21 protein-coding genes are annotated in these 24,614 nt (G+C 52.1%); 7 read left to right on the top strand and 14 right to left on the bottom strand.

Annotated elements, in window-relative coordinates; genetic code table 11:
• Positions 1 to 74 precede the first annotated feature (74 nt).
• Entirely contained in the window at positions 75 to 2,309 is a 2,235-nt protein-coding gene (locus JJD41_RS02130) for a GumC family protein (protein WP_200664502.1), read from the bottom strand.
• On the opposite strand from JJD41_RS02130, the gene JJD41_RS02125 reads away from it, so the two are divergent.
• Complete coding sequence (locus tag JJD41_RS02125) at positions 2,308 to 2,538, top strand: hypothetical protein (protein WP_200664501.1); 231 nt, start codon at positions 2,308 to 2,310, stop codon at positions 2,536 to 2,538. The genes JJD41_RS02130 and JJD41_RS02125 overlap by 2 nt on opposite strands.
• A gap of 188 nt (positions 2,539 to 2,726) precedes the next feature.
• On the opposite strand, the gene JJD41_RS02120 is transcribed toward JJD41_RS02125, so the two are convergent.
• Entirely contained in the window at positions 2,727 to 4,988 is a 2,262-nt protein-coding gene (locus JJD41_RS02120) for a GumC family protein (RefSeq protein ID WP_200664500.1), read from the bottom strand.
• A 658-nt stretch (positions 4,989 to 5,646) separates the two neighbouring features.
• Here JJD41_RS02120 and JJD41_RS02115 point away from each other — a divergent pair.
• Positions 5,647 to 6,912, top strand: coding sequence for an ABC transporter ATP-binding protein (locus tag JJD41_RS02115; protein WP_200664499.1), 1,266 nt, complete (start codon positions 5,647 to 5,649; stop codon positions 6,910 to 6,912).
• 199 nt (positions 6,913 to 7,111) lie between these two features.
• Entirely contained in the window at positions 7,112 to 7,264 is a 153-nt protein-coding gene (locus JJD41_RS02110) for a chlorophyll a/b-binding protein (protein ID WP_200664498.1), read from the top strand.
• Positions 7,265 to 7,475: 211 nt separating this feature from the next.
• On the opposite strand, the gene rpoD is transcribed toward JJD41_RS02110, so the two are convergent.
• Together rpoD and JJD41_RS02100 are read right to left on the bottom strand one after the other, a co-directional pair.
• Positions 7,476 to 8,648 carry an RNA polymerase sigma factor RpoD gene (rpoD, locus tag JJD41_RS02105; RefSeq protein ID WP_168570662.1) on the bottom strand — a complete coding sequence of 391 codons (1,173 nt, stop codon included), beginning with the start codon at positions 8,646 to 8,648 and terminating at the stop codon, positions 7,476 to 7,478.
• Between the two features lie 1,249 nt (positions 8,649 to 9,897).
• Positions 9,898 to 10,620: a polysaccharide deacetylase family protein gene (locus tag JJD41_RS02100; protein ID WP_200664497.1), complete on the bottom strand. Its 723-nt coding sequence runs from the start codon at positions 10,618 to 10,620 to the stop codon at positions 9,898 to 9,900.
• Positions 10,621 to 10,654: 34 nt separating this feature from the next.
• On the opposite strand from JJD41_RS02100, the gene JJD41_RS02095 reads away from it, so the two are divergent.
• Positions 10,655 to 11,269, top strand: a complete 615-nt coding sequence (locus JJD41_RS02095; RefSeq protein ID WP_234488470.1) for a hypothetical protein — start codon at positions 10,655 to 10,657, stop codon at positions 11,267 to 11,269.
• 94 nt (positions 11,270 to 11,363) lie between these two features.
• Here JJD41_RS02095 and JJD41_RS02090 read toward each other — a convergent pair whose 3' ends face one another.
• The 7 genes from JJD41_RS02090 to JJD41_RS02065 all read right to left on the bottom strand — a co-directional run bounded on the left by JJD41_RS02090 (position 11,364) and on the right by JJD41_RS02065 (position 19,763).
• Positions 11,364 to 13,442 carry a serine/threonine protein kinase gene (locus JJD41_RS02090; protein WP_200664496.1) on the bottom strand — a complete coding sequence of 693 codons (2,079 nt, stop codon included), beginning with the start codon at positions 13,440 to 13,442 and terminating at the stop codon, positions 11,364 to 11,366.
• 125 nt (positions 13,443 to 13,567) lie between these two features.
• Positions 13,568 to 13,690, bottom strand: coding sequence for a hypothetical protein (locus JJD41_RS25180; RefSeq protein WP_255547202.1), 123 nt, complete (start codon positions 13,688 to 13,690; stop codon positions 13,568 to 13,570).
• A 369-nt stretch (positions 13,691 to 14,059) separates the two neighbouring features.
• Complete coding sequence (locus JJD41_RS02085) at positions 14,060 to 14,221, bottom strand: hypothetical protein (protein ID WP_200664495.1); 162 nt, start codon at positions 14,219 to 14,221, stop codon at positions 14,060 to 14,062.
• 263 nt (positions 14,222 to 14,484) lie between these two features.
• On the bottom strand, positions 14,485 to 16,275 hold the full coding sequence (locus tag JJD41_RS02080) for a CHASE2 domain-containing protein (RefSeq protein WP_200664494.1): 1,791 nt from the start codon (positions 16,273 to 16,275) through the stop codon (positions 14,485 to 14,487).
• Positions 16,276 to 16,449: 174 nt separating this feature from the next.
• Positions 16,450 to 17,511 carry a FecR domain-containing protein gene (locus tag JJD41_RS02075; RefSeq protein ID WP_200664493.1) on the bottom strand — a complete coding sequence of 354 codons (1,062 nt, stop codon included), beginning with the start codon at positions 17,509 to 17,511 and terminating at the stop codon, positions 16,450 to 16,452.
• A 642-nt stretch (positions 17,512 to 18,153) separates the two neighbouring features.
• The gene (locus JJD41_RS02070) at positions 18,154 to 18,756 is read right to left on the bottom strand and encodes a helix-turn-helix domain-containing protein (protein WP_200664492.1); all 603 of its coding nucleotides are present in this window, start codon (positions 18,754 to 18,756) and stop codon (positions 18,154 to 18,156) included.
• Between the two features lie 146 nt (positions 18,757 to 18,902).
• Positions 18,903 to 19,763, bottom strand: a complete 861-nt coding sequence (locus tag JJD41_RS02065) for an alpha/beta fold hydrolase (RefSeq protein WP_200664491.1) — start codon at positions 19,761 to 19,763, stop codon at positions 18,903 to 18,905.
• 150 nt (positions 19,764 to 19,913) lie between these two features.
• Between JJD41_RS02065 and JJD41_RS02060 the strand changes: the two genes are divergently transcribed.
• Complete coding sequence (locus JJD41_RS02060; protein WP_200664490.1) at positions 19,914 to 20,111, top strand: hypothetical protein; 198 nt, start codon at positions 19,914 to 19,916, stop codon at positions 20,109 to 20,111.
• 18 nt (positions 20,112 to 20,129) lie between these two features.
• Here the strand turns inward: JJD41_RS02060 and JJD41_RS02055 are convergent, their stop codons facing one another.
• Positions 20,130 to 21,317, bottom strand: coding sequence for a YihY/virulence factor BrkB family protein (locus tag JJD41_RS02055; RefSeq protein ID WP_200664489.1), 1,188 nt, complete (start codon positions 21,315 to 21,317; stop codon positions 20,130 to 20,132).
• Positions 21,318 to 21,576: 259 nt separating this feature from the next.
• Here JJD41_RS02055 and JJD41_RS02050 point away from each other — a divergent pair, with 259 nt between their 5' ends.
• On the top strand, positions 21,577 to 22,119 hold the full coding sequence (locus tag JJD41_RS02050; RefSeq protein WP_200664488.1) for a hypothetical protein: 543 nt from the start codon (positions 21,577 to 21,579) through the stop codon (positions 22,117 to 22,119).
• Positions 22,120 to 22,232: 113 nt separating this feature from the next.
• Here JJD41_RS02050 and thrC read toward each other — a convergent pair whose 3' ends face one another.
• Positions 22,233 to 23,273: a threonine synthase gene (thrC, locus tag JJD41_RS02045; protein ID WP_234488663.1), complete on the bottom strand. Its 1,041-nt coding sequence runs from the start codon at positions 23,271 to 23,273 to the stop codon at positions 22,233 to 22,235.
• Positions 23,274 to 23,600: 327 nt separating this feature from the next.
• Here thrC and JJD41_RS02040 point away from each other — a divergent pair, with 327 nt between their 5' ends.
• A complete protein-coding gene (locus tag JJD41_RS02040) occupies positions 23,601 to 23,792 on the top strand; it encodes a hypothetical protein (protein WP_200667357.1) in 192 nt (63 codons plus the stop codon).
• A gap of 44 nt (positions 23,793 to 23,836) precedes the next feature.
• Here the strand turns inward: JJD41_RS02040 and JJD41_RS02035 are convergent, their stop codons facing one another.
• Positions 23,837 to 24,292 (bottom strand): hypothetical protein, encoded by a 456-nt coding sequence (locus JJD41_RS02035; protein WP_200664486.1) that lies wholly within the window; start codon positions 24,290 to 24,292, stop codon positions 23,837 to 23,839.
• Positions 24,293 to 24,614 lie beyond the last annotated feature (322 nt).

Raw genomic sequence — 24,614 nt, 5'->3', positions numbered from 1 at the left:
CTTCTGTGCGGTCGAGAACATCCCAAATCACCATTGCGCCACGCAACAGACCCAATCAAACATCAAAAATCTCCTCACTCTCGATTCATAAAATCGTCAAACATCGAGTGAGTGCGCGCGATCGCCTCCTCGAACGGTTCCTCAACCTTGCCATTGGTGCGATCGTCGTGTTCGTAATACGAATAGTAATTGTAGTAATACCCATCCCGGGACGACTTGACCATATTAATCACCACCCCAGCCAAGGTACAACCCGTGCGCCGTAACGTTTCCATCGTCTGCATCAGAGACGATCGACTCGCCTGTTCGATCGCGCAAACCAAGACCACCCGATCCACCTTCGTCACCATACTTTGGGAATCGCTCAACCCCAAAATTGGCGGCGTATCGATTAAAACATAATCGTAAGCTTGACGCCACTGAGTCAGCATTTGGGTCATTTTCTGCGATTCGAGTAACGCCACCGGATTCGGCGGAGTCGGGCCCGAAGTCAAAATATGCAAACGACCGGACTCGGAACGATGAATCAGATCGGACCAATTGCGGTCCGTGGCGATCGCACTACTCAACCCCAGTACATTCGGCTGTTTAATAAACTCGTGAACCGTCGGTTTACGCATATCCGCATCCACAATTAACACGCGCTGACCCAACTCCGACAACACGCGCCCTAAATTGTAAGTAAGCGTACTCTTCCCTTCCCCACTGGTCGCGGAAGTCAGCGCCAACGTTTTCGCCTCGTCCTCGGCGCCTAAATAGCGCAAATTCAGGGCTAAAGAACGCACCGCCTCCGTAAACGGTTCCGTGTAGTAACTTGGAAGCGATCGCCCTTCCCCCTTCCTCTGAGACACTAACGGACAACTCACCTTCGGAATCATGCCCAACGAAGGCAATCCCGTCAATTCTTTCGCCTCGTCCACATGTTTGACCCGTTGGTCGCTGCGTTCGACCAAAATCGCCGCCGCCACCCCCAGCAGTCCCCCAGCAATGAGACCCAACAACAAATTGCGTCGGACATTCGGCGAAATCGGTAGTTGCGGTTCGTAAGGCGGTTCTAAAACTCGCCAAGGGGCCGTTTCTTGTGCTTCGGCAATCTGCAACTCCTGAAGTTTTTCTAAAAACCGATTGAACGCCTCCGATTTCACCTTAAACTCTCGTTGCAGTTCGGCATACCGTTGCTGCAACTGAGGGATATTCTCGAATTGAATAGCCACATCTTGTTGAGCTTGACGAATACTCGCCAATTGAGAAAGTCCGGCGGACATTTCTGTTTCCACTTGCAGCAACTGAGTCGCCAGATTTTCTTTAATCGCCCCGGATCCGGTCACTTCATCGAGATCGACTTTAGCAACGGCATCCCCTAACACCCGTCGGCTGCGCTGTTGCAATTCTCGGAATAAATTGTCGCGCTGAATGGCCAAATTTTTGACCACGGGATGGGTTTCATAAAATCGACTGGCTTCGAGAGTATATTGAGCTTCGACAGCCTTTAATTCCGAGGCGAGTTGTTGATAAACGCTATCTTGGCTGAGTAATGAATGAACTAACGCCGTGTCGGGATTTTGACCCGCCTCGACCATCTGCGATCGCAGTTCTGCATAGAGTCTTTGGCTGCGGGTTAAGGCAATTTCTAAAGATTGTGCGTCTTTTTCTAAAGATTGTTTAATATCGAGAACTTGATTGGCGTAGCTTTCCGGATCGACGATCCCGTAAGTTTGGCGGAAATTTTGAATCGCCAACGCCGATTCACTTAACTCTTGTTGTGCTTTAGGCAGTTGTTCTTCAATAAACTCAATAGCATTACTCGCTTGAGAAACTTGTCGTTCGAGGCTGTAATCGACATAAGTTTTGCCCAAAACGTCGAGAATCGCCTTCGCCCTCGCGGGGTCGGTATCGGTATAAGAAACAATTAAAACATCCGCTTCTCCCGCCTTATGAATTGACAAATTACTGGCCACTTGTTTGACCCCGATGGGATTGTCGGTATCGCCTAAAGCGGCGATCGCCTTGGCGACTAAGGCATGACTGCGTAAAATTTGAATTTCTGTAGAAAGATCTTTCTGAGGACCGGGATAGGGAGATTCGAGACCGGGAACGACCGGAACGGACGAGCGATCGTCTACTAAAATTAAAGTTTCCGAGCGATATTGCGGTGTAGTTCGCAAGGTAGAAACGGCTACGGTCGCAAACACCGAAGTCATGACGATCGCCACAATACTCCAGCGTTTGACTAGAGTGCGTCCGAGTTCGGCGAAGTCCGTATCGTTTTTATAGTCTTGGATGGGATTGATGGCGATCGCATTTTGCATGATGACCTACAAACATCTCTATCAAAAAATTTTCAAAATCGAAACTCAAGCCATCTACATCGGGTATAACGGTATATTTTTTAAACACAATTTTCAGGCTGAAGATCTACAAAAACCCGATCGCACCCCAATTCGATCGATGCAGCTAATAACAGAGAACCCGCGATCGCCGACGATTCTCACTCCCAGTTGTCCCTATCTTGCCAGAGCATTCCGTTTTGCCCCCTGATACAAGAACGATCCCCACAATCCGGACAAACTTTGAGAAAAGAAAAACCGCGATCGCCTTTCTCCCATTCCCAGCTTGAGCGACGAGCTACCATTACTGACCCGATCGCCCGGTGTAAATGTTTCAAGATGTCACGGACAAAATCGTTTTTTCGATGCTCCCGGCGTTCGCCCCCAACCCCAAATCGATCAAGAGCGATCGAGCAAATCTTTTAAAATCTGCTCGGTACGACTGTTCGAACCGTGACCGTTATGACCGTTGCCATTGCCGTTACCATTCCCGTTGCCATTGCCGCGATCCTCGTCATCCGTGCGATGGTAGTACGTATAGTAAGAATGATAGTAATAGCCATCGTGAGTGGAATCGACCAAATTGACCACCAGACCCGCCAATTTACACTGAATGCGGCGTAACGTTTCCATCGTCTGCACCAACGACGAACGGGTCGATCGCTCCATCGCCGCCACCAACACCATCCGATCCACATTCGCCGCCACACTTTGGGCGTCGGTCACCCCCAAAATCGGCGGCGTATCGATCAACACGTAATCGTAAGCTTGGCGCCACTCGTGCAGAAGTTGCCGCATTTTCTGAGATTCCAACAGCGCCACCGGATTCGGCGGCATCGGTCCGGAAGTCAAGACGTGGAGATTACCCGAGCGATCGCTCTGAATCAAATTACGCCACGGGCGATCGGTGGCGATCGCGCTGCTCAACCCCAACGCATTCGTCTGCTTGATAAACTCGTGAATCGTCGGTTTGCGCATATCCGCATCCACAATCAACACGCGCTGACCCAACTCGGCGAGCGATCGGGCCAAATTATACGTAATCGTACTTTTCCCTTCACTCGGCGTCGAAGACGTCAGCGCTAACGTTTTCACCTCATCTTTCGCCCCCAAATAGCGCAAATTCAACGCCAGCGATCGGATCGCCTCCGTAAATGGCGAACCATGGGCCCGATAGCGATCGCCATCCATCCGCGATCCTTCCACCAACGGCACTTTTACCTTCGGGACCACCCCCAACGACGGTAACCCGGTCAATTCCTTCGCCTCGTCCACGCGCTGCAATCGCTGATCCGTGCGTTCCAGCAAAATCACCGCCGCCACACCCAGCAATCCTCCCGCAATCAACCCCAACAGCAAATTCCGCCTGATATTCGGCGAAATTGGGTTTTGAGGTTGGTAAGGCGGCTCCAAAATTCGCCACGGCGCCGTTTCTTGCGCTTCGGCAATTTGCAACTCCTGCAACTTCTCTAAAAAGCGATTGACCGCCTGAGACTTCACCTGAAACTCCCGTTGCAAATCCGCATATCTCTGCTGCAATTGCGGAATTTGCTCGAATTGAACCGCCACTTTCCCCTGTGCGTTGCGGATCTCTTGTAATTGGCTCCTTTGCGCCTCCAGTTCCGTTTCCAACTGCAACAACTGCGTCGCCAAACTCTGTTGGATCGCCCCGTATCCCGCAACGTCGGACAAATCCACCTGACTCACCGCATCCCCGAGAACCCGCGCCGAGCGATATTGCAATAAATTAAACAAGTTGTCGCGCTGCATTTGCAAGTTTTTCACCACCGGATGGGTGTCGTGAAAACGAGCGCGTTCTTCCATATATTTCGCTTCGACCGCTTTGAGCTGACTGGCGAGTTGTTGGTAAACCGAATCTTCCGCCAGCATCGAATTAACCAACGCCGTATCGGGATTTTGTCCCGCCGCAACCATTTGGCGGCGCAGTTCGGAATACTGACGCTGGGTTCGACTTAGAGAAATTTCGAGTTGTTGACCGTCTTTTTCTAATAATTGTTTTTGTTCTAAAACTTGATTGGCATAACTTTCCGGATCGACGATCCCGTAATCTTGCCGGAATTTTTGGATCGCTTGCGCCGTTTCGTTAAGTTCTGCTTGCGCTTTGGGCAGTTGTTCTTCAATAAAATCGATCGCGTTGGTCGCTTGCGACAGTTGCCGTTCTAAACTGTAGTCCACATAAGTCGATCCGAGCGCTTCTAAAATCGCTTTGGCCCGCGAAGGATCCGTATCGGTATAAGAAACGATCAAAACGTCGGCTTCCCCAGCTTGTCGAATAGACAAATGTCTGACCACTTGGCTGACCGACAATTGACTCGTCGAATCTTCCAAGCGCGAGATCGCTTTGGCGACTAAAGAATGACTTTGGAGGATTTGAATTTCCGTCGAACGATCTTTGCGCGTGGCGATCTCCGGCGCTCCGGGAACTAGCGGCGTCGAAGCTTCGTTATCGAGTAAAATCAGAGTTTCTGACTGATATTCGGGCGTTTTAGTCACCGTTGACAGTCCGACCCCGGCAAATACGGCAGTCGCAATCGCGGCGGCAGATCCGGCGCGTTTGCGCAGGATTCTTAAAACTTCTGAAAGATCGTTGTTATCGTCCGGTAAGGTCATCCGGTCGAGTCCGGCAAAACGATCTGGCATCCCTGCATTGGGTACGATTGAACTGTCCACGGTAAGAACCTTCCCTTTACCCGAAATTTTCGCGATCGCCCCCCTTGTTTTTATGCGCGATCGGTTGACGAACTTTTCTCTAAAAGTCCGTTGAATCGAGCCTTATCAAAAGGGGGCAATATCTGCTAAGTTTTTCTTAAAACCTTTTCGATGTCCGGAAAAGTAAAACGAACGATCGCACGAAGGGGAATCGATAGGGGGCGGATCGCAAACTTTTCTGAGGAAGTAAAAAGACCTTGTTAATCTTGACGAGATCCAGAGGGCGATCGTCGTTCCATTTTATTCGCAAAAGCCGATCGCCCTTCCGGAATTTCGGGGGCAAAACAGGGGTGTAAACCCGAAAATATCCTCTCGATTCTCCCCGGAAATTATGGTTGGCGATCGCCGCTATTTTTGACGTGCTAAATCGCTTCCCCTGCTTTCGGGTTGTAAAAATAACCCGTAAATTTCTTTTGAAAAATGTAATCGATCGCCCGAGTCGTTAACGCCCTCTTCAAGCATTTTCCAGAGTCGTAGGGTTTAAAAAATTACCACCAGATAATTTTCAATCCCAAATCAAAATTAAAAGCCCAAAGAGTATAATTCATACAGCCAAAATTAATTTTGAATCAAAATTAGGACAGGTATTGTGGCACGGGTTGTTTTAGAAAACGTTTATAAAAGCTTCGGCACTCGTCACGGCGATCGCGACGACGCAGCCAACCCTCGCGGCGATCGCGCGGTGTTGCGCCGGATCGACCTCGCCGTTGAAGATGGCGAATTTATGGTTTTGGTCGGTCCGTCCGGGTGCGGTAAAAGTACCTTATTGCGCTCGATCGCCGGATTGGAAGAACTCAGTGCGGGCAATATCTGGGTCGGCGATCGTCGCGTCAACGACTTGCCCCCCAAGGCGCGCGATATTGCCATGGTTTTCCAAAATTACGCCCTTTACCCCCACCTCAACGTCTACAACAACCTCGCTTTCGGTTTGCGACGCAATCCCCGTCTCGCCGAAAATCACTCCTCCCAGGAACATCGCACCGTTCCCCCTTGGTTGGAGGAAGCTTTGGTCAGTGTAACGCGATCGCTGCCCAAAGGCTTGCGCTATCTCAGCGAACGCGAACGGGAAGTAGACCGCCGGGTCCGCGCGATCGCCGCCTTACTCCAAATCGAATCCCTCCTGCACCGTCTCCCCAAACAACTCTCCGGCGGTCAAAAGCAGCGCGTCGCCCTCGGACGGGCAATGGCCCGCGACCCCCAAGTTTTCTTGATGGACGAACCACTTTCTAATTTAGATGCCAAACTGCGAGCGCAAACCCGCAGCCAAATCGTCCAACTTCAGCGCCAGGTCGGCATTACTACGATCTACGTCACCCACGACCAAACCGAAGCCATGACCATGGGCGATCGCATTGCCGTCATGAATCACGGACAAATTCAACAAATTGCCCGACCCCTCGAACTCTATCACCGTCCCGCCAATCTCTTCGTCGCCGAATTCATCGGCTCCCCCCCGATGAACTTTATCCCCGTTCAGTTCAAAGCTCCCTTACTCGTCGTTCACAACGCCTTCCGCCTCACCCTTCCCGAATATTGGACCGATGTTTTACAAAAACTCGACGGTCAAACCTTAATGTTAGGCATTCGTCCGGAACATCTCACCATCAGTCCGGCGGCTACCAAAAATCTTCAAGTTACGGTCGATCTCGTCGAAGCCCTCGGTCACGAAACCTACCTCACGGTCCATCTCGCGGGCGAAGACCCCCCCTTAACCCTTCAAGCTCGCGTCGAACCGGATTGGCTGGTCACTCCCGGCGAGTCGATCTGGTTGGCGATCGCCCCCGAAAAAATTCACCTGTTCGATTCGCGCACCGGAACCGCTATCTATCCCAGGAAAATCTCGGAACCGTTGTAGAGTTTAGATTTTAGATTTCAGATTGAGGGAGTGGGCGGTCTCGAAGCGATCGGAATCAGAACCCCCGCGTACTCCCCAGCTTTACCTTTTGCCTCTTGCCTCCTCCCTCCTCTCATGCAGAACCTTGCCATTTTCGCAAATGCTTGTTACATTAATTTACAAATAACAAAATCCGAGTCACAAAAGGAGTAAAGCGATCGTGGACAACGACAACCGTAATGCTTGGAAATGGGGTTTTTCTGCCGGAGCTGAGAACTGGAACGGACGTTTGGCCATGCTCGGTTTCGTAGCTGCTTTAATCGTCGAGTTCGTGTCCGGTCAAGGGATTTTACACTTTCTCGGTTTAATTTAGCTTTAAACTTTCCATCCCAACCTCTGTCAATCTCTGAATAAAAATAGCTGGGAGTTCCCGATTGGAATTCCCAGCCTTTTTCTATATCAAAATTTTCAGTCTGAATGCACGATCGCCCCGATGGTCTAAATCACGGGAAATGTCCCGGCAAATGCGGCGATCGAGCCTAGTAGTGTCGTCGGAGCCGAGCAGAAGGCTCGATCGCGGAGGGCTAGCGAATATATTCTTTGAGAATACTATTGCGATTGGGATGGCGTAACTTACGCAACGCTTTCGCCTCGATTTGGCGAATGCGCTCGCGGGTCACGTTGAAGATTTGGCCGATTTCTTCGAGAGTTTTCATGCGCCCGTCATCCAAACCGTAACGCAGTCGCAGGACATCGCGCTCCCGGGGGCTGAGGGTATCGAGGACACTTTCGAGATCTTCGCGCAGCAGGTTTTTAGAAACCTGATCTTCGGGAGTTTCACCATCGGACTCGATGAAATCACCCAAACGAGAATCTTCTTCTTTCCCGATCGGAGTTTCCAGAGAAATTGGCAGTTGGGCCGACTTGGCAATAAAGCGCAACTTTTCGATGGTCATTTCCATGCGAGTTGCGATTTCCTCTTCGGTCGGCTTGCGACCCATTTCTTGAGATAAAAGCTTGGTGGTTTTTTTGATCCGGGAGATCGTTTCGTAAAGGTGAACGGGTAAGCGAATCGTGCGAGATTGATCGGCGATCGCCCGGGTAATCGCCTGACGAATCCACCAAGTCGCATAGGTAGAAAACTTATAACCTTTTTCGTGGTCGAACTTTTCAGCAGCACGAATCAAACCGAGACTGCCTTCTTGAATCAAATCTTGGAAGGACAAGCCGCGATTCATGTATTTTTTGGCGATCGAAACCACCAGGCGCAAGTTGGACTGAACCATCTTGTCCTTGGCCCGTCGTCCCAAATGCAATCGACTGCGAAAAGCGGGTAAAGGCATATCGACCGCCTCGGCCCATTCTTTATCGTTCGGTTCGCGATCGAGGTCGTCGTAGAGTTTCTCGCGAATGCGCTCTAATTCGAGTAAATCGGCGATTTTGCGAGCCAGCTCGATTTCTTCATCCGCGCGCAGCAAGCGAATCCGACCGATTTCTTGTAAGTACAGGCGAATAGAGTCTTCGGTATAGTGCTTTTTCTTGGCTTGATTGCGACGACGAGCTGCTCGAAGCTTATCCGCTTTCTCCGCAGCTTGGTTGTCCAAATCCTCGATCGAGCCTTCCACTTCTTCGGCGCGGTCGTCCGCCAAATCTTCTTCCGATTGATCGATGAGCAAGTCTACCTCATTTTGAGATTGACTAATTTGTCCGATTTTGGACTTTTCAATGGGTGCTAGTACGTTATTTGCCTGGGTCATGCCGCGTTCCTCGTGCTCCTTTATGAAACAATCAACTAACTGGATAAATTTAGTTGGGCAATGGGTTTAAAACTTTAGCCGATCGCGCCTCCTTTTCAGTCCCTTAAAAAAGGGTTAGCTTTGAGAGCTTTGACAACTGACAGGCAAGGCAATCGACCCGGCGCGGCGGTTCCGGAGCGTTCCGGAGTAGCGCGTCCGACGCGAATCGTCTCGGTTACACCCACTTGAGAACTTGTCTGGAAGCGGGGAGCAACAGATGGGACGACTCAATTCGATCCATTAATTCCCAACAAAAGAACGGGTTAAGAGAAGGGCGTTCTCGGTATCTGCTTAGTGCGATCGCGCAAAGACTTTTCCGATTGTAGCCTTTTTCACAAATATTGCACGTTCGTTTCCCCTGTTAACCCCTACCCTCGGGATTGGACGCAACGCAGATATTTCCAAATTTTCTGCATTGAAATCATCTGAGCGCTTCACCCATCCACCACAATGCTTGAATTTACCGCTCGGCATAATCACTCAATTACCATCTTAGCGAAGCCATCGAATCGAGTTATGCGCGGATAACTCGAACCGCTTTCGGTCAATTTAGTCAGTGGACTGCCTCTGTAAAATCGTGTTTGTGTTAATGCACCCATTGTGATTCGATGTTCCTCGATAAGTTAACTGTCACGCCAGAGGCCATCACCTTGTCCAGTGTGGCCTTTAACCTGGAGGAATGAAGATAGAGATTCGATTCAGATTCCGATCCTGTCGATTTACTCCAAATTTAGTTTGAGATTTTAGCAAACTCATATTTCCTGCAAGAACGATCGCCGTATCAGTGGGGATCGATTGACTGTTGATGCTCATATTTCAGTGGTTCTTCTACCGATGCGATCGGCGATCTGTCCAAAATCCCCGTTGTGGACCGGGCTGGGGTCCGATGTGAAAATAGATCGGGCTGGCTCATCTTCAGTCAACTTACGTTCTCTGCGGAACGCAATTGGAGTTATTGAAGTTTTAAAGACAATTGGCTTGCACGAACATGAGTGTACACTCCGCTATTCTAGTCAATCTACTCTAGAGATGACAGGGGGATGATTTCATAACTTAACATTCCCCAACCTCGAACCAGATTAACAATCCGATTAGTACACTAGACACACAGGTTAGCTGATGTAATGGGTCGTCAAATCGCATGGGCGGGGAAAATGACGCGATCTCCCCACACCGATCGCCTCTTTCCCCGTCGAGAGCGCTCTAAACTCTAAGTCCGGCGATCCCGGGTGCTCTCCCAGCGCGACCAAAACTCCTCGATTAGGCAAAACTGGTAACCGCGATCGCGCAATTGGGGAACCAGTGCGGCGACCGTCGCCACCACGTCGCGACCGCCATAATAGCCGTCGTGCAGCACGATTACCGATCCGTCCGTCACCTGAGCTAAAACCCGCTCGACCACCACACTCACCCCCGGTTCGCACCAATCTTCGGGAACCACACTCCACATCACCGGACGATAATTCCACTCGCGCAGCCAACGCAAGACCTGCGGCGTAAACACGCCGTTGGGGGGGCGCACGTCGCGCACTCGCCGTGCGACCTGCTCTAGATCCCATCCGCAAGCGTGGGCGATCGCCGAGCGAGTGCGAGCCAAACTCTCCTGGAGGCGATCGCGACCCAAGCTCGGGAACGAACGGTGTTCGTAGCCGTGCAAACCCAAACCGTGACCGCCCGCGTCAATGGCCCGCACCCATTGGGGATGACGGCTGACCGATCGCCCCAGACAGAAAAAAGTGGCCGGAACCGCCAGGGAGTCGAGCAGGTCCAGCAACGCCGGAGTGTATTCGGGATGGGGACCGTCGTCAAAGGTCAGCGCGACGCCCGAAGAGCGATCTGTAGCGGTTCTCTCCGTCGGCGCCGACCACAAACACCCCGGGAAACAGGGTTTGAGGACGCGGTATAAGATAGGGTACAGGGGCGCGAATTGCATCGAAAGATTTTTAACATTGATTCAAGAGTTCTGTATGATAACCCGAGCGACCAACAGCCAACAGTCGAATCGTTCGCAAAGCGTCTGCGAAAGAGAATCCCGAACGAGATCGGGCGGCGACAGGCTACGCCACAGCCGACCTCCAGTCCTCAAACGCTTCACCCAACTGCTCGGCGCGGCGATCGCCACCACCCTCGTCGGTTGTAACAGTACGATCGCCGAACGCTACGACGCCACCGCCACCGTCACCTACACCTGGAAAGTCGAATATACGACCACCCCAGTCGCCAGTAAAGACCGCCGCATCGAAACCTTTGCCTCCAACACCTTGGTCAATCACAACGGCGAGAAACCTCCCGGCGCCGTCACCGGACCCGACGATCGCGGCTTGTGGTGGCCCGCCCTCCCACCGCGCCCGACCGTTGACCAAGTCGAAGCCGCCGCCGAAGTCAACGAAAAACCGGGAACCCCAGAATTATTAAAAGATGTCGAATACGAACTGACCTACCAAATCGGCAACCGTCAAGTCACCAAACCCACAAATTATCAAGTTTATCGGGAAGTCGCGAAAGCCTATCCCGAGGGTTTACCCGTTAAATTCACCTTGGGGGCGGGAGATCTGAGCGTCGATCGCGCCGAAGCGCAATAAATCAGTTTCAATGTCCAGATAGGGAGTTGGGAACCGATCGACTAAGAGATCTCAATCGTTCTGCTCCCTTATTTTTAGGAACGTTTAGGCATTTTTAGGCGATCGGGGTCGAGAAGTCGATTTCTTGTAACTGCTCTCCAGGATTGAATGTCATGGAAGGACGCGACTCTCTGAAGGAAGGATCTAACATCGCCGTCGAAGTCCGCTTGCGTTTTTGTCGTCGCAAGCGCGTGTACTCCACCTGTTTGACGCGGGCGGTGTCGTAAGCGGCAGTATGTTTGGGAATTTTCTTCAAATACTGCAACGCCCCGGCATAATCTTTCACCTGAGCGCGATTGTAAGCGCTTTGAAGCAGTCGATTGGCCTTCATTTGCTGTTTTTCGCGGTACTCCGCAATTTTTTGGCGCACCAGGGTATAAGTAGGAGCCGCTTCCGGAATTTGTTCGAGTAACTGGATTGCCCCCTCAAAATCTCTAGCTTGAGCGCGTTGGTAAGCTTTTTGAATCAGTCGATGAGCTTCGGCTTTAAGTTTGATGCGTTCTTTCTCGCCATACTCGGCAATTTTAGCCTGAGCCGTATCGTAAACGGGGGTTCCCGGCGGAATTTGTTGGAGTAGCTTCAAGGCGGCAGCAAAATCCCGTTCGTTGGCGCGATCGTAAGCTTCTTGCAACCACTGGGGAGTTTGCCCGGCTACGGCGGCGGTCGCCTGGGTGACCAGGGGGGCGCTTTTCTCCTGCCAAAAGATAATTTCGGGAATAGTTTGCGCGGCGCGGATCGTATCGAGCCATCGTTGTTCTTGAAAGGCTTTTTCGGCGATCGCGTACTGACGGGCCGCATTTTGCCAATCGACTTGCCACTGTTCGAGTTCGCTTTGGGCGTTGTAGTAAGCGGAACTAAACGTCGGAATCGATTCCGCCAGGGCGATCGCGTCTTCAAAGTCTCCGGCATGGTATTCTTGACGGGCGCGGGCGAGAACCTCGTTGCCGTCATCGGTGGCAGACAAATGTAGTAAAGCCGTCAAGCCGCCCGTAATCACCAAAGCGTTGAGGGCGATCGCCGCCCAAATGCTGACCACAAACAACGATGGCATCGGACGATTGCTTTTAAACCAGGAAAAAGCGGGCTTTGGAGTCGAATTCGCCCTTGAGGGTCGCGCCGCATCCTCGCTAGCGGCGTCCGGGGCCACTTCCGCAGACTCTTCACTCGGAGCATCGTCTCCTACCTGGCTGGATGTAAGCGCGTTCGCCTCGATCGGTTCGTTCTCCTCAGTTTCTTCGATCGCCGTCCCGACCACGCTGAGGGTAGGGTTCGCAACTGCATGGGGGAGTTGCAGCGCTTTCAACACTTCCGATGCGGATTGATAGCGCTGTTTGGCGTGATTGCTCACCATTTTGGCGAGGACCGCGATCGCCTTGGGTTCGACCTCCCCACGGACGGCGTGCTGCCAGCGCAACTCCCCCCGAGTCGGCTCGATCTCGATTTGACTGGGGTGCAACCCCGTCAACGCTTGAATGGCAATCAAACCGAGGGCATAAATATCGCTGTTGGGTTGGGGATGGCCCGTGAGTTGTTCCGGCGGTAAATAGCCGAACGTCCCGAGGGGAACGGTAATCACAAATTGTCCCGGTTTGGTCGCGGGGGTGTTTTGAATCCCTCGAATGGCACCGAAGTTGAGTAACATCCATTTGCCATCGGATTGCCGTCGGATCAGGTTTTCCGGGGCGATCGCGCAATGAATCAGACCGCGATCGTGAATGAAATCTAAAACCCCCAAGACATCTTGCAGCATCGTGAGGCATTCCTCTGGCGCCCAGGTGCGGTGTTTTCCCGTGGGTAATTGATTGCTGAGTATTTCTCCTTCGATATACTCTTGAACTAAAAAGAGTTCTTGTTCGTACTCGAAACAATCGATCAGTTGGGGGATTTGTTCGTGGTGACCGAGTTGTTCTAAAGTTTGGGCTTCGATCGCGAATAAATGCCGGGTAAAATTCGGGCAATTGGCGCGTTCGAGCGCTAACGAGAGTTGTTTGACAAAGCACTTGTGCTGACTCAAACTGTGCGTATCTTCGGCGATGTACGTTTTGCCGAAAGCATCCGCGTCGAGCACTTCGATGACTTGATAGCGGTCGGCTAACAAGTTCCCGACCACGGGAATCGACACAAATCTCTGCATAGAATCACTCTCCACCTTGACCTCGGCTAGAAATGGCTTGGGCGATCCATTCGCCCCGTCGAAGGCGTCGCTGAGACTACAGTCACCTTCGGCGGCGAATGGCGCCAACGAGACCCGAATTGACCCTAAGATTTGAGCTGCATTGTGGGAGCGATCGCTCCAATCGCGCGATCGCCGATGCTTCGTACCACTTCCAGCCCGTCATCGCACCTGTCTGCTGTTGTCGGATCTGTGACAAAAATTGCCATTGTGTCGATCGGTTGACCCCAGCAGCACGAGTTCGAACTACCGACGCAAAGCAACCCAAGGGCTAGGAATTTAGCCGCTATTAGGAGCAAACTCAGGTCTTCCCTATGAGTTTTCACCGACCGGATTGGAACTTCAGGAATAAATGAGGTTCGCCGCGTTTGCGAAGCGCACTCTACGCACTAGCGCCGTCCGGGGGAACCGTTCGAGGGGTTGTTGCGTTCCCTGTTCGATCTTTCCCGAACGCCGCAAATTTTTCTCGAAAAGGGATAAAGATTGTTGCCATTATTCAGGGGAAGCTAGTGAATTCAATCTCCTATCAGGATCTATTTGCCGCCCTCGTTTTTCTTGTTCTTTCGGGAATATTTACTTTAGAAGTTTTTGTCGCTCCTGTAGATCGCCGTCGCGATCGTCGTCAACATCAACGGAATGGGTCTTATCTCAGTCGAGATCCCCTTGACGATCTTGCGGGCAAGGGTCACGAGGCGATCGACGTTGAATTCGATCGCCACTCGAACCGCTAATGTTTTCATATCGGCGATCGCCTACGCTCGAACGCTGATTTCGTCTTTTTCAATCTCTCTAATGAATTAACTTACAATCACTTTAAATGCATAAGCTATTAGATATTTACACGACATGAATCAAACGAGCAATTTTGCTTCGATTGCCCACCGAATAACTTAACCGAAAAAGTTATTCGGTGGGCAATCGAAAGACTCGCTTGTTTACATCTATACCTTTTGAACAAAAACTTAAACCGAAACGCCTTAGCTAGATCTACAAGCAGAAAAACTTAAAATTTACTATTCTGAATAGAATAAATTTCCGTTATTTCTTGTCGCCCCCTCAACTGCAACTCGCCGACTTTTTGGCCGGGATAGCGATCGCGGACGTAAGCAAACGTCTCGCGGGTAATCAGCAAACTATAAGGATTATTGTCAAGAATTTCTTTATTCATCGGTTCCAAGCGAGCGGCAATATTAACCGTATCGCCCAAAACCGAATAATTCGATCGCCGAGAACCGCCCACGCTGCCAGCGATGACCGGGCCGGTATGGATGCCGATCCCAAACCGAATGGGCGGCTTGCCCGTCGCTTGAAAATGGCGGTTGAGCGTTTGTAATTGTTCGTGCATTTGAAAACAAGCGGCGATCGCATTCAACGCATCCTGTTGAATTTCCGCTTCCGTCCTGCGGACGAACGGAACGCCAAAACAGGCCATAATCGCATCGCCAATATATTTATCGATCGCCCCTCCACAATTCATAATACAATTCGACATTACGTCGAGATATTCGTTGAGCCACGGTAACAATTCCTTCGGCGGCATCTGCTCGGAAATCGTCGTAAATCCGCGAATATCCATAAACAAAATCGTGGCGATCGCTTCTTGAGGGGGAACCGATCCGTGTTGGAAAATTTCATGGCGCTGCTGCCAGATCGTGCGGGCCGTTTCCGGGGCGACTTGGGTCTCAAACAAGCGCATCAGTTGCTGTTTTTGGTACTGTTCGCGGACTTGAACCGCGATCGCGCTCAAGGCGATCGTACCGATGGGGATCGCCGTGGGTAACCACCAATTCACCCAAGTGAAGGCACCCAAGCAGATCGCCGCCCAGACCGACGGCAACAACAACACCAGCCCCACCCGACTTTTCCAATCCAAACCGGACAACAGCCACCCGGTCCCCAGGGCGAACGCGATCGCCGCCCACGGAGACACCCACTCGGGCCAACGACGTAAAAACCGATCTTCGAGCCAATTGTCCGCAACGGCTGCATGGAGGTAAACCCCCGCGATCGCTTGGAATGGGGAAATTTTGCGGTCTAACCCCGTCGCCACCGCGCCGACGAATACGAGTTTATTAGCAAACGCCGTCATCGGGACACGACCTTCGACCACATCGACAAACGAATAGGTGGGAACCGCTTGCATTTTCCCGGGCCAATTGACCCAGAAGTTATACCAAACCCCGGATTGATGGCGGGCGATCGCCCCTTGAGGTAGTTCGGCTAACAGGTCGGACGAGGGCAAGTCCCCGGACACTTGCAACATCGCCAAGCTCAAATTAGGAATCCCTTCAATCCACAGGGTTGCCTGACGGCTGATCCCGTCGCGGTCGGCTTCGTGGAGAATTTGACCGACGGCGGCGGCAGCGTCTTGCAAGATCGGTAAAGGTTCCTCTCCCCAGGCGCCCCGGGCGAGGACGACGCGACCGTTACGGGCGATCGCCTCCGCTAAGCGGGCATCTTGAGGACTCGGATCGAGAAAGAGAATATCGAACCCGATCGCCGCCGGATCGGCATCGTTCAACACGTCGAGCAGTTGTACGTAGCGATCGCGCGACCAGGGAAATTGACCGTACACTTGCAAACTGGTCTCGTCAATCGCCACGGTCACGATCCGCTCGTTCCAACTGAGCGAACCGCGCAGTTTAAATAACTGGTTGTAGCCAAATCGTTCTAAAGGCTGCCACAGTCCCAACAGGGCAATGGCAGCCGAAACCGCCCCCGCAATGGCACCGGGCCACCAGGGATAATCCCGTATTAACGCGCGGCGAAGCCAGCCTCGAACTCCCAAAATCATTCCTCACTCGTTCGATCGGTTTCCCCGAAATAGGGGTCGAGCTGCACCCGAGTCGAAGCCGGAAGTCGGCTCGCGAAACTCTCTGGTTCTCGGGAGTGGTTTCTCGAAGACTTCCGGCGCGATCGCACAGCGACTCCCTCGGAGTATCGCCTCGCCAATCGCGATCGCCGACAATTAAGGCAATGGCACGATATAAACGCGCTCGCGGACTGCCGGACCGCGCACCACAAACTTGAGGTTGCGCGACGCCGGACGCGGCACCATCAGGGAGAAGTTGCCGTCGGGATCGGTTTCGACCAGTTCGTTATCGAGTAGAAGAATGTCGGGGCGATCGATTTTTCCTTCGATGCGAACGGTCCGCGAACCGCTTTGTTGCGTGACCAAGACCCGGAATTTAGACTCGGCGGGAAGATCTTCCGGCGCACTCGGCGCCATTCCCGGGGAGATCGAGGTATATTGACCCGGCCCGACGGTCACTTCTTGATTTTGGGCGATCGCGAACACGCTGCCATCGAGAGAGGTAATCCCGGTTTGTCCGTTCGGACCGACATCGATCCCGAACGAGGTTCCGCGTACCCCCGCGACTCCCGTCGGCGTGCGAACTCTAAAGGGAGACTCTTCGCCCCCTTCTTGGGCGAGTCCCCCCTCGCCATCGTCAAAAAAGGCAAGGGTTTTCAAGCCGACGGGATTGCTCGGTGGCAACGCCGCCCGTCCCCCGGTCAGTTGCCCTAATGAAAATCTCACTTGTCCGTATTCGACAAATAAATCGATTTGGTCGTCTCCGAGGGTCGCGACCTCGAATTGACTGACATCGGAAACTTCCAAACTGCCGCGATAGTTATCTAGGCGCAAGCGCAATCGCACGCCGGGTTCGGTGACGATCGTGCCGATCGCGGGGCTGAGGCAATCTCCTTGGGCGATCGCCCGTCCCTCAAATGTCGCCGTACCCTCTCCTCGCACGGTTTCGACTTTCAACCCTCCCGGACAATCGGACTGCTGCGCCAACAACCGTTGGGAAGGGTCATTGGCGTTAACTTCCCGACCCCGAAGGCGTATCGCCGGAACGGATCCGGTGTTTTCGGATCCTCCACTCGATAACGCAGTTTGGCGGTTTTCCTCTACAGACGCCGCGATCGCGCTCGAAGCGATCGCCGTTATCGCCGCCAGGGATAAGCTCGTCACTGTCAACGACAACCGTCCGATCCGGCGCGTGAAATCATTTACCACTATCATCATCAATAAGTTATCCAAATCGTTGAGCGAGAATCGGCCTGAGAACCGATCGGTCAATGGGAATTTTAAAGCCTGAGATAAGCCCGACACTGACGGTTTTTGCTTTTACAAGGGGTACGGAGCCTCAAATCCCCCCAAAATGAGGCGAACGGTCGCAATTGCTCGGATAGCGATCTTGCACCCGATCGCGGCAATTGACCTAACCCGGCATTGCTCACCTCAGTGACAACTGCTTTCAATGAAATTCAGTTTTAGCTTTCCCATTTTTTCCCCTTACATCCGGATGGGTGAAAAGGATTTTAGCGTTTAGATTTTAGCGTTTAGAGGGCTAATAAAGAAGTAAAAGTTGAGAAGTGTTTTCAACGGTTTGGAGTCAAGATAGAGACAAGAACCGATCGCCCATAGCTCGTTAATCTCTGGCTTTGGCCGTTTTGATTTCGCGACGGATTGGCGAGCGATCTCTTTGGGGTCGAAGTCCGATCCCCATTTAATTTAAGGACAAAAATAAGCGACTTTTTAGCTGAGGCGATGGGGATAAACGGCCCCGGTTGGCACCTCCTCGATCGCGGATCTCGAACTCCTGGGGGACGATAAGGTGCAAGAGCGATCGCGGGACGGCTTTGTTCCCCCTTCGCCACGGCGCACTCACTCTTGCCGCTCGATCGTCTCTCCCGAGTTAAAATCGGGAAGCCATCGGATCGAAACCCACGTCAGTCCCACGGCAATCAGTCCCAAAACGATCGCATATCCTAAATAAAGTTGAACGCGGGTGAGGGCGAACGGTAATCGATTTTGGGGTTTTTCCCAAACCCGAAGGGCCGTTTTGACCGGATCGGTTTTTGGTAACGACTCCGCCATTGCATCCCCGTCCAAACCCAACGCATCCGCCATGCGACGAATAAAGCCGCAGACGTAAATTTTCGGGGGGAGGCGATCTCCTAAACCCCGTTCGATCGCGTCGATATGATGCAGGGGAATCCGCGTCCAACTGTGCAGTTGATAAGCTGAAATTCCTTGTCTTTCCCGGGTCTGTTGCAGTTGTTCGCCAATTTCAGCCAGCCGATCGCCCCAAGCGCTTTCCTCTAGCGTCTCCACAGAAGAATCGTTACTTTTTTGAAGATCTTTGCCTTCCCTCTCCCCCTCCCCTTCTGTAGGGGTCTGTGCTTCCTCGAAGGTGGTTTCTCGGTCTTCCGGGTTGTCTTTAGGCCGATTTTCATCAATCCTAAAGCCTGGGTTGGTGCCTGTCATTGTGGCGCTCTCCGTGCTTGAGTAGAACAGATCGCGATCGCGGGTCAGTCAAACGAACAAGAGCGATCGCGCATAATGGGTCACACCCCTCACCCCAGAAATTTCCCCATACATAGCAAGCCAACGGTCAACCTGTCCAGGCTTATTTAGGCGATCGCCGGACTCGCTTCGGAGAAGTTCTTTAAAAAATCGGCGATCGTCTGGTTAAAAACGTCGCTTTCCACCAAAAAAGGCCAGTGATTCCCCGGTACGCGAACAATTTGCAAATTTTGCAAATATTTTCGGTAAGGTTTCATCTGCCATTCACTGCGATTCACCCCAGCTTGCGGTTGGACGAACAAGGTCGGGACGGCGATCGTCTCGGTCAATCCAGAGGTTCGCATCACGTCGTCAAAAATACCATCGCGCGCGGCGATCGCAAACTTACTCCCCCAGCGTCCGTCCGCTTTTTCCTCAATTTCCGCCTCAAACACCCGTTCTTGTAACGGACTCCACGCCCCAAATTGCGGTAACTGACGTGCTTGTTGGCGCGCTTGTTCGTAAGTTTCAAACGGTCCGCCCAATTTCAAACACGCTAAAGTCCGATAGAGAATGGGAAAACTCAACTTGAGAAACCCGGGTAATTTCGTGATAAAAATCGGATCGACCAGCATCGCACTTTTAAAGCGATGGGGAGCTTGTCGCGCCCAAATTGCGGCTAACTTGCCACTCCAGGAATGACCGAGAATATGCGCCGACTCCCACCCGAGGCGATCGAGCAATTCTTCCAAATCGGCGATCGTTTCCGCCGCCGTGTAACCGCGATCGGGTTTGGAACTTTCCCCGTGACCGCGCAAATCCGGCGCCACCACGTGGTACGAACTCCCCAGAGTTTCCGCCAACTGCGACCAAACGACGGCGCAATCTCCCAACCCATGTAACAGTAAAATCGGTTCGCCGCCAGGATTCCACTCTAAATAAGACAGCTCGATTTCGGCTAATTTTAAACGGTGACGTTGACGGGTCATAAGTAAAGTTTCGGGGGGAATGGGGAGTTAACTCATGGGGGGTTCGGGGGGACGATCGCCTCTGGCGAACTTGAAGGCGATCGCGATCTCTGTTAGGACGGTTGAAGATCGTATAAATATTTTGAAATAAAAATTGAGAGGAAGTCAAATATGACGAAATTGACAAAATCGAAAGCTACTATTTTTTCTTATGTTTTCTGGGCGTTTCTAATTTTCACTTTAGGGATTTGGATCTTAAGAGGGTTGAGAATTTTAACCGGAATTCACGGCTGGATTTTCTGGGTTTCGATCTTCGCCACGATCGCGACGGCGGCGATCGCCCGGGTGCAAAGACCCCGACGCTACTAACTGTGAATTAGGATTCAATTACGATTGTAAATCTTGGTGCGACGCCGCGTTAGCTTCGCGACGCCTCCGGCGTATCGCCTCGGATGTTGCTTTGGCCCGTCGCATCGCCGCACCGACCGTAACATTCAGTTGGGCGCCGAATAAAGTGACCAGGGACGATAAGTACAACCACAACAGCAAAATCACGATCGTTCCGACCGCGCCGTAAGTCCGGTTGTAGTTGCCAAAATGGGACACGTAAAGCCGAAATAGATTGGAAATCACCGCCCACAAGACCGCCGCGATCGCCGCCCCGGGTAAAATAGGTGTTTCGGGATGGCGCTGGCTCGGTCCGAAGCGATAAATAAACGCAAAAGCCGCAGAAACGACCACCAACGTCATCGAACGACTCCAAACCTGCCACGCATCGAGCAGTTGGGATTCGAGAGGACAACTTTCAATCGGTTCGAGCAAACATAGCAAACCCGATTCCATCAAGCATTCTTGACCGGATTCGATCAAACAACTGCGCCGTGCGAGCAAACGGACGATCGCATCGCTGATAAAGGTTAAGAAAGAAGCCACGATTAACAGGATAATCGTACCGACGGACAAGACGATCGCGATCGGCTTTGCTTTCCAAAAGGGTCGCGTTTGTTCGTGGGGGATTTCGTGAATGCGATCGAGGGCTGCCATCGCCGCCCCCATGACCCCGGAAAAGGCCCATAACGCCCCAGCAAAGCCGATTGAAAAGATTTCTTGGTTGCGACTTTCGAGAACTTCTTGAATCAGGGAACGGATGGTGCTGCGAACCTCGTCGGGAACCACGGTGGCAATTTGGCGGGCGAGATCGAACAAGGTGGATTGTAAGGATTCAAACAAGCCGATCGCCGCGATCGAGGCTAAAATTGCCGGAAATAAGGCCAACATGGCATGATAAGCCATTTCGGCAGATAAACCTGTCAATCGCTGTTTGTTGGCGCGATCGACGGCTTCGCGCAAGGTTGAAAAATTGAGATAAAGGAAAAACCGAAAAAAGTTAACAACCCGCTTCCCCACGCTGGTAAAGATCTTGCAAACTAAGCGCCACAAGAACCCCAACAGTTTTTGAACGAGGCGCGCAAGCGGTTTCCACCAACGCTGTTGTCGTACTTTAGCGTCGAAAAATTCGGTTATTTTGATTAACCGCAAATGTTGTAATGCACGAAACCAATCGGCTAATCGCATAGAGAAATCTATTGTTATATTTTAGATTTTAGAAGGAGGCGCAGGAAGTCGGGAGTCCGGAAGCGAAAGGTTCGAGGATGAGGATTGAGGACGCTTCCCCATTCCTATAGCATTGATGATAAATATCTTCTCAGGCGGGCAACAGGCCCATGTTCTTTAAGCGGACAAGATGCCCGCACCACCGAGTTTCTACCTCCTGAGCTTTGCTTCTTCCCGATTCCCGATTCCCTAATTCCCTTTTACCTTCTATCTATTCCCCATGAGCCAAGATGTATCCCAGTGGTTGAGTGAAATCAACGCCTTAAAACAAGAAGTTGCGCGCTTGCAAAGCGAACTCGACGCGGCCCATGCGAGTAGCGATCGCTGGCGGCAACTGTACAATACGGAAGCGCAACAACGCCGCACGGAAACGAAGCTCAACCGAGAGACGATTGAGGCGCAGCGTTTGCAAATCGAGCAGGTGGAGCAAAGGAAAGCAAGGCGCCACGACGATCCGAATGCGTTATCAAATTGGGAATCTGAGTTGGCGGGGTTGTCGCGGGAGGAATTAACGGGAAAATTGGTGGAACTGTGGGGCGCACGGGAAGAAGACCGTCAGGAACTCGAAGCGCTTCGCGAAGCGTTGGAAGCGGAAAAGACCGCTCACGAAAAGACCCGAGAGACGTTAACTTGCGCTCTTGGCGATACGGTGGAATTGTTGAAAAAAACGGGTTCGGTCGATCGCGCGAAGGCGCAAACGTTGCAATTGGCGAATTTTAACAGTCCGGCGGCTTCTCAGACGGGGACGCCCGAGACGGATTAGGGGGAGGCGATCGCCTCGATTTACGTGCAAGTTTTCACAAAAACTAAATTTTCTTATAAAAAATAGGCGGCCAAAATGACCGCCCTACAGGGATTTTGAGATTTAAAATTCATCTAAAATCCGATAATTTTGGCAATTTCTGCCGGATCGGGTTCGATGCCTTGGGTAAACTGGCTGTCGCTATGTTTGATGGCGGTATCGGGATCTTTCAACCCGTTTCCGGTCAAGACGCAGACGACCGTCGCCCCGGCGGGGACTTGGTCTTTCACTTGCAGTAATCCCGCGACGGAGGCGGCGGAGGCGGGTTCGCAAAAAATGCCTTCTCTGGAGGCGAGCAGACGGTAGGCGTCGAGGATTTCGTCGTCGGTGACGGCTTTAAACCCGCCCTGGCTGGCTTGTGCGGCAGCCGTGGCTTTATCCCAACTGGCGGGATTGCCAATGCGGATGGCGGTGGCGATCGTTTCTGGGTGAGTCACCGGGGCGCCGTTGACTAAGGGCGCAGCTCCGGCGGCTTGGAAGCCCATCATCCGGGGGAGGCGATCGCATTTCCCGGCTTGGTGGTACTGGCAAAAGCCCATCCAGTAAGCGCTGATATTGCCTGCATTGCCCACGGGAATGCACAGCCAATCGGGGGCATTGCCGAGAACGTCTACCACTTCAAACGCTCCGGTTTTTTGGCCTTCGAGACGGTAAGGGTTGACGGAATTGACCAAGGTTACGGGATAGCGTTCGGCCATTTCCCGAACGATTTCGAGGGCGCGATCGAAATTGCCTTTAATCGCCAAAACTTCGGCGCCGTAGAGTAAGGCTTGGGCTAATTTCCCCAAGGCGACATAGCCGTCGGGAATCAGCACGAAGGCTCGCATTCCTCCCCGGCGGGCGTAGGCGGCGGCGGAAGCGGACGTGTTGCCCGTACTGGCGCAAATCACGGCGCGGGCGCCTTCTTCTTTGGCTTTGGAAATCGCCATGGTCATGCCCCGGTCTTTGAAGCTACCCGTGGGGTTGAGACCGTCGTATTTCACGAAAACGCGCACGCCTTTACCGACGATCTCGGCAATGGACGGGACGGGAATGAGAGGGGTATTTCCTTCTTGGAGTGTGACGACCGGGGTGCTTTCGCTAACGGGGAGATAGGAGCGATAGGTTTCGATCAGACCGGGCCAGCCTGCTGCAACGTTGGAGTTGGCCTGAGTGCGGACGGTACCGGGAGAGTCGGAGTCGGCGGGAGAAAAACTAAGGGTCACCTTGGTTAAACTGTTTGAATTTGAACGGACATTTAGTCTATTTTTCAGTTTACCTTGTGGATTGTTTTTCTCGACGGTCGGGATCGATCGCCCCAGGACACCGAAATGCGCTAGCTTGGAAGCCGATCGCGATCGCCCGATGGGAAAAAATTGCTACATTCGCTGCTTTTTTTGTCGCCAGACATAATAAAATGGCGATTGCCCCTGAATTAAGTAAAAATAACTAGCTAAGGACGAATGCCCACTGTTGTAACGACCCGACCCAACGCTGACCCCGGACTGAGTGAAAGCGATCGCCTGCTCGAACGGCTCAAGTCCCAATATGCGGCAGATCAACAAGTCAAATTCCTTCACTTGCAAGCGGAAGCGGAAACCTTGTTTCAGCAACTGCAGACGCTTCGGCAACAGGATCGCTCCCAGTGCGATTAGGACGGATCGAGTTTAGCAATGGGACGACAAAATCGCGATCGCCCCTAGTCGCGCGATCGCGATTTCAAGGCGACTCCATCCTCCAGAGCCTTGACGCGCAACCCTTCCCAACCGCATTCTCGGTTACAACAGCGATAGCGGTAAACCGGTAAAAAGCGATCGATGAGGAAATCGCGGGACGTGCGATGTTTCCGGCGTAATTTGCTGCCACAACGGGGACAGTGGACGCCGATATAACGGGGCGTCGTTCGCAGTCGGTAGTAGAAGCGAATTGCTGCCAAAATAGCAGCGCCAACGACGAGTAGAAATCCGACAATTTCCATAACGGTAATTTCTCGGAAACGCTGAGCGAGGAAAACTCCCGCCGCGATACTAAAAACTTTTAAAAAGTCTAAAACGCTCGCGAGCGTCACTGGAGCAAGCCAGAGTAATAAACCTAAAGTTCCTAAAAAAAAGGCCAGGAATTCTATCCAGGATTTTTGCTGGATAAACTTTAACATGAATCAAACTCCTGTTCTGTCGAAAATAGGAATGACAAGGGATCGAGTCCCCTTTTGGTAACAGTAATTAGGGAAGGCACGACGATCGCCGACGAGACGCGATCGCCTTACAGTTCCAACGAGTAAAAGCCAGGAAAAAATAACCCTAACGTATCAAAATCAAAAATGTTTCAAGCGCGACTATCACGAGAATTGGCCGCGCGAACTGTGTCAGTCCCAGAGAATCAAATCTAATTTAATCGTCACGCCGCAACTGTCGTGAGGCTCTTTTTTAATGACGGGTTCTCGGTCAAAATTGTTCTTCGCTCCGTTCCCTTGCTGT

Source organism: Oxynema mangrovii CENA135 (assembly GCF_016632315.1).
Lineage (GTDB): Bacteria > Cyanobacteriota > Cyanobacteriia > Cyanobacteriales > Laspinemataceae > Oxynema > Oxynema aestuarii.
The sequence above is the reverse complement of the archived record's forward strand: the minus strand, read 5'-3'. Positions and strand labels throughout refer to the sequence as shown.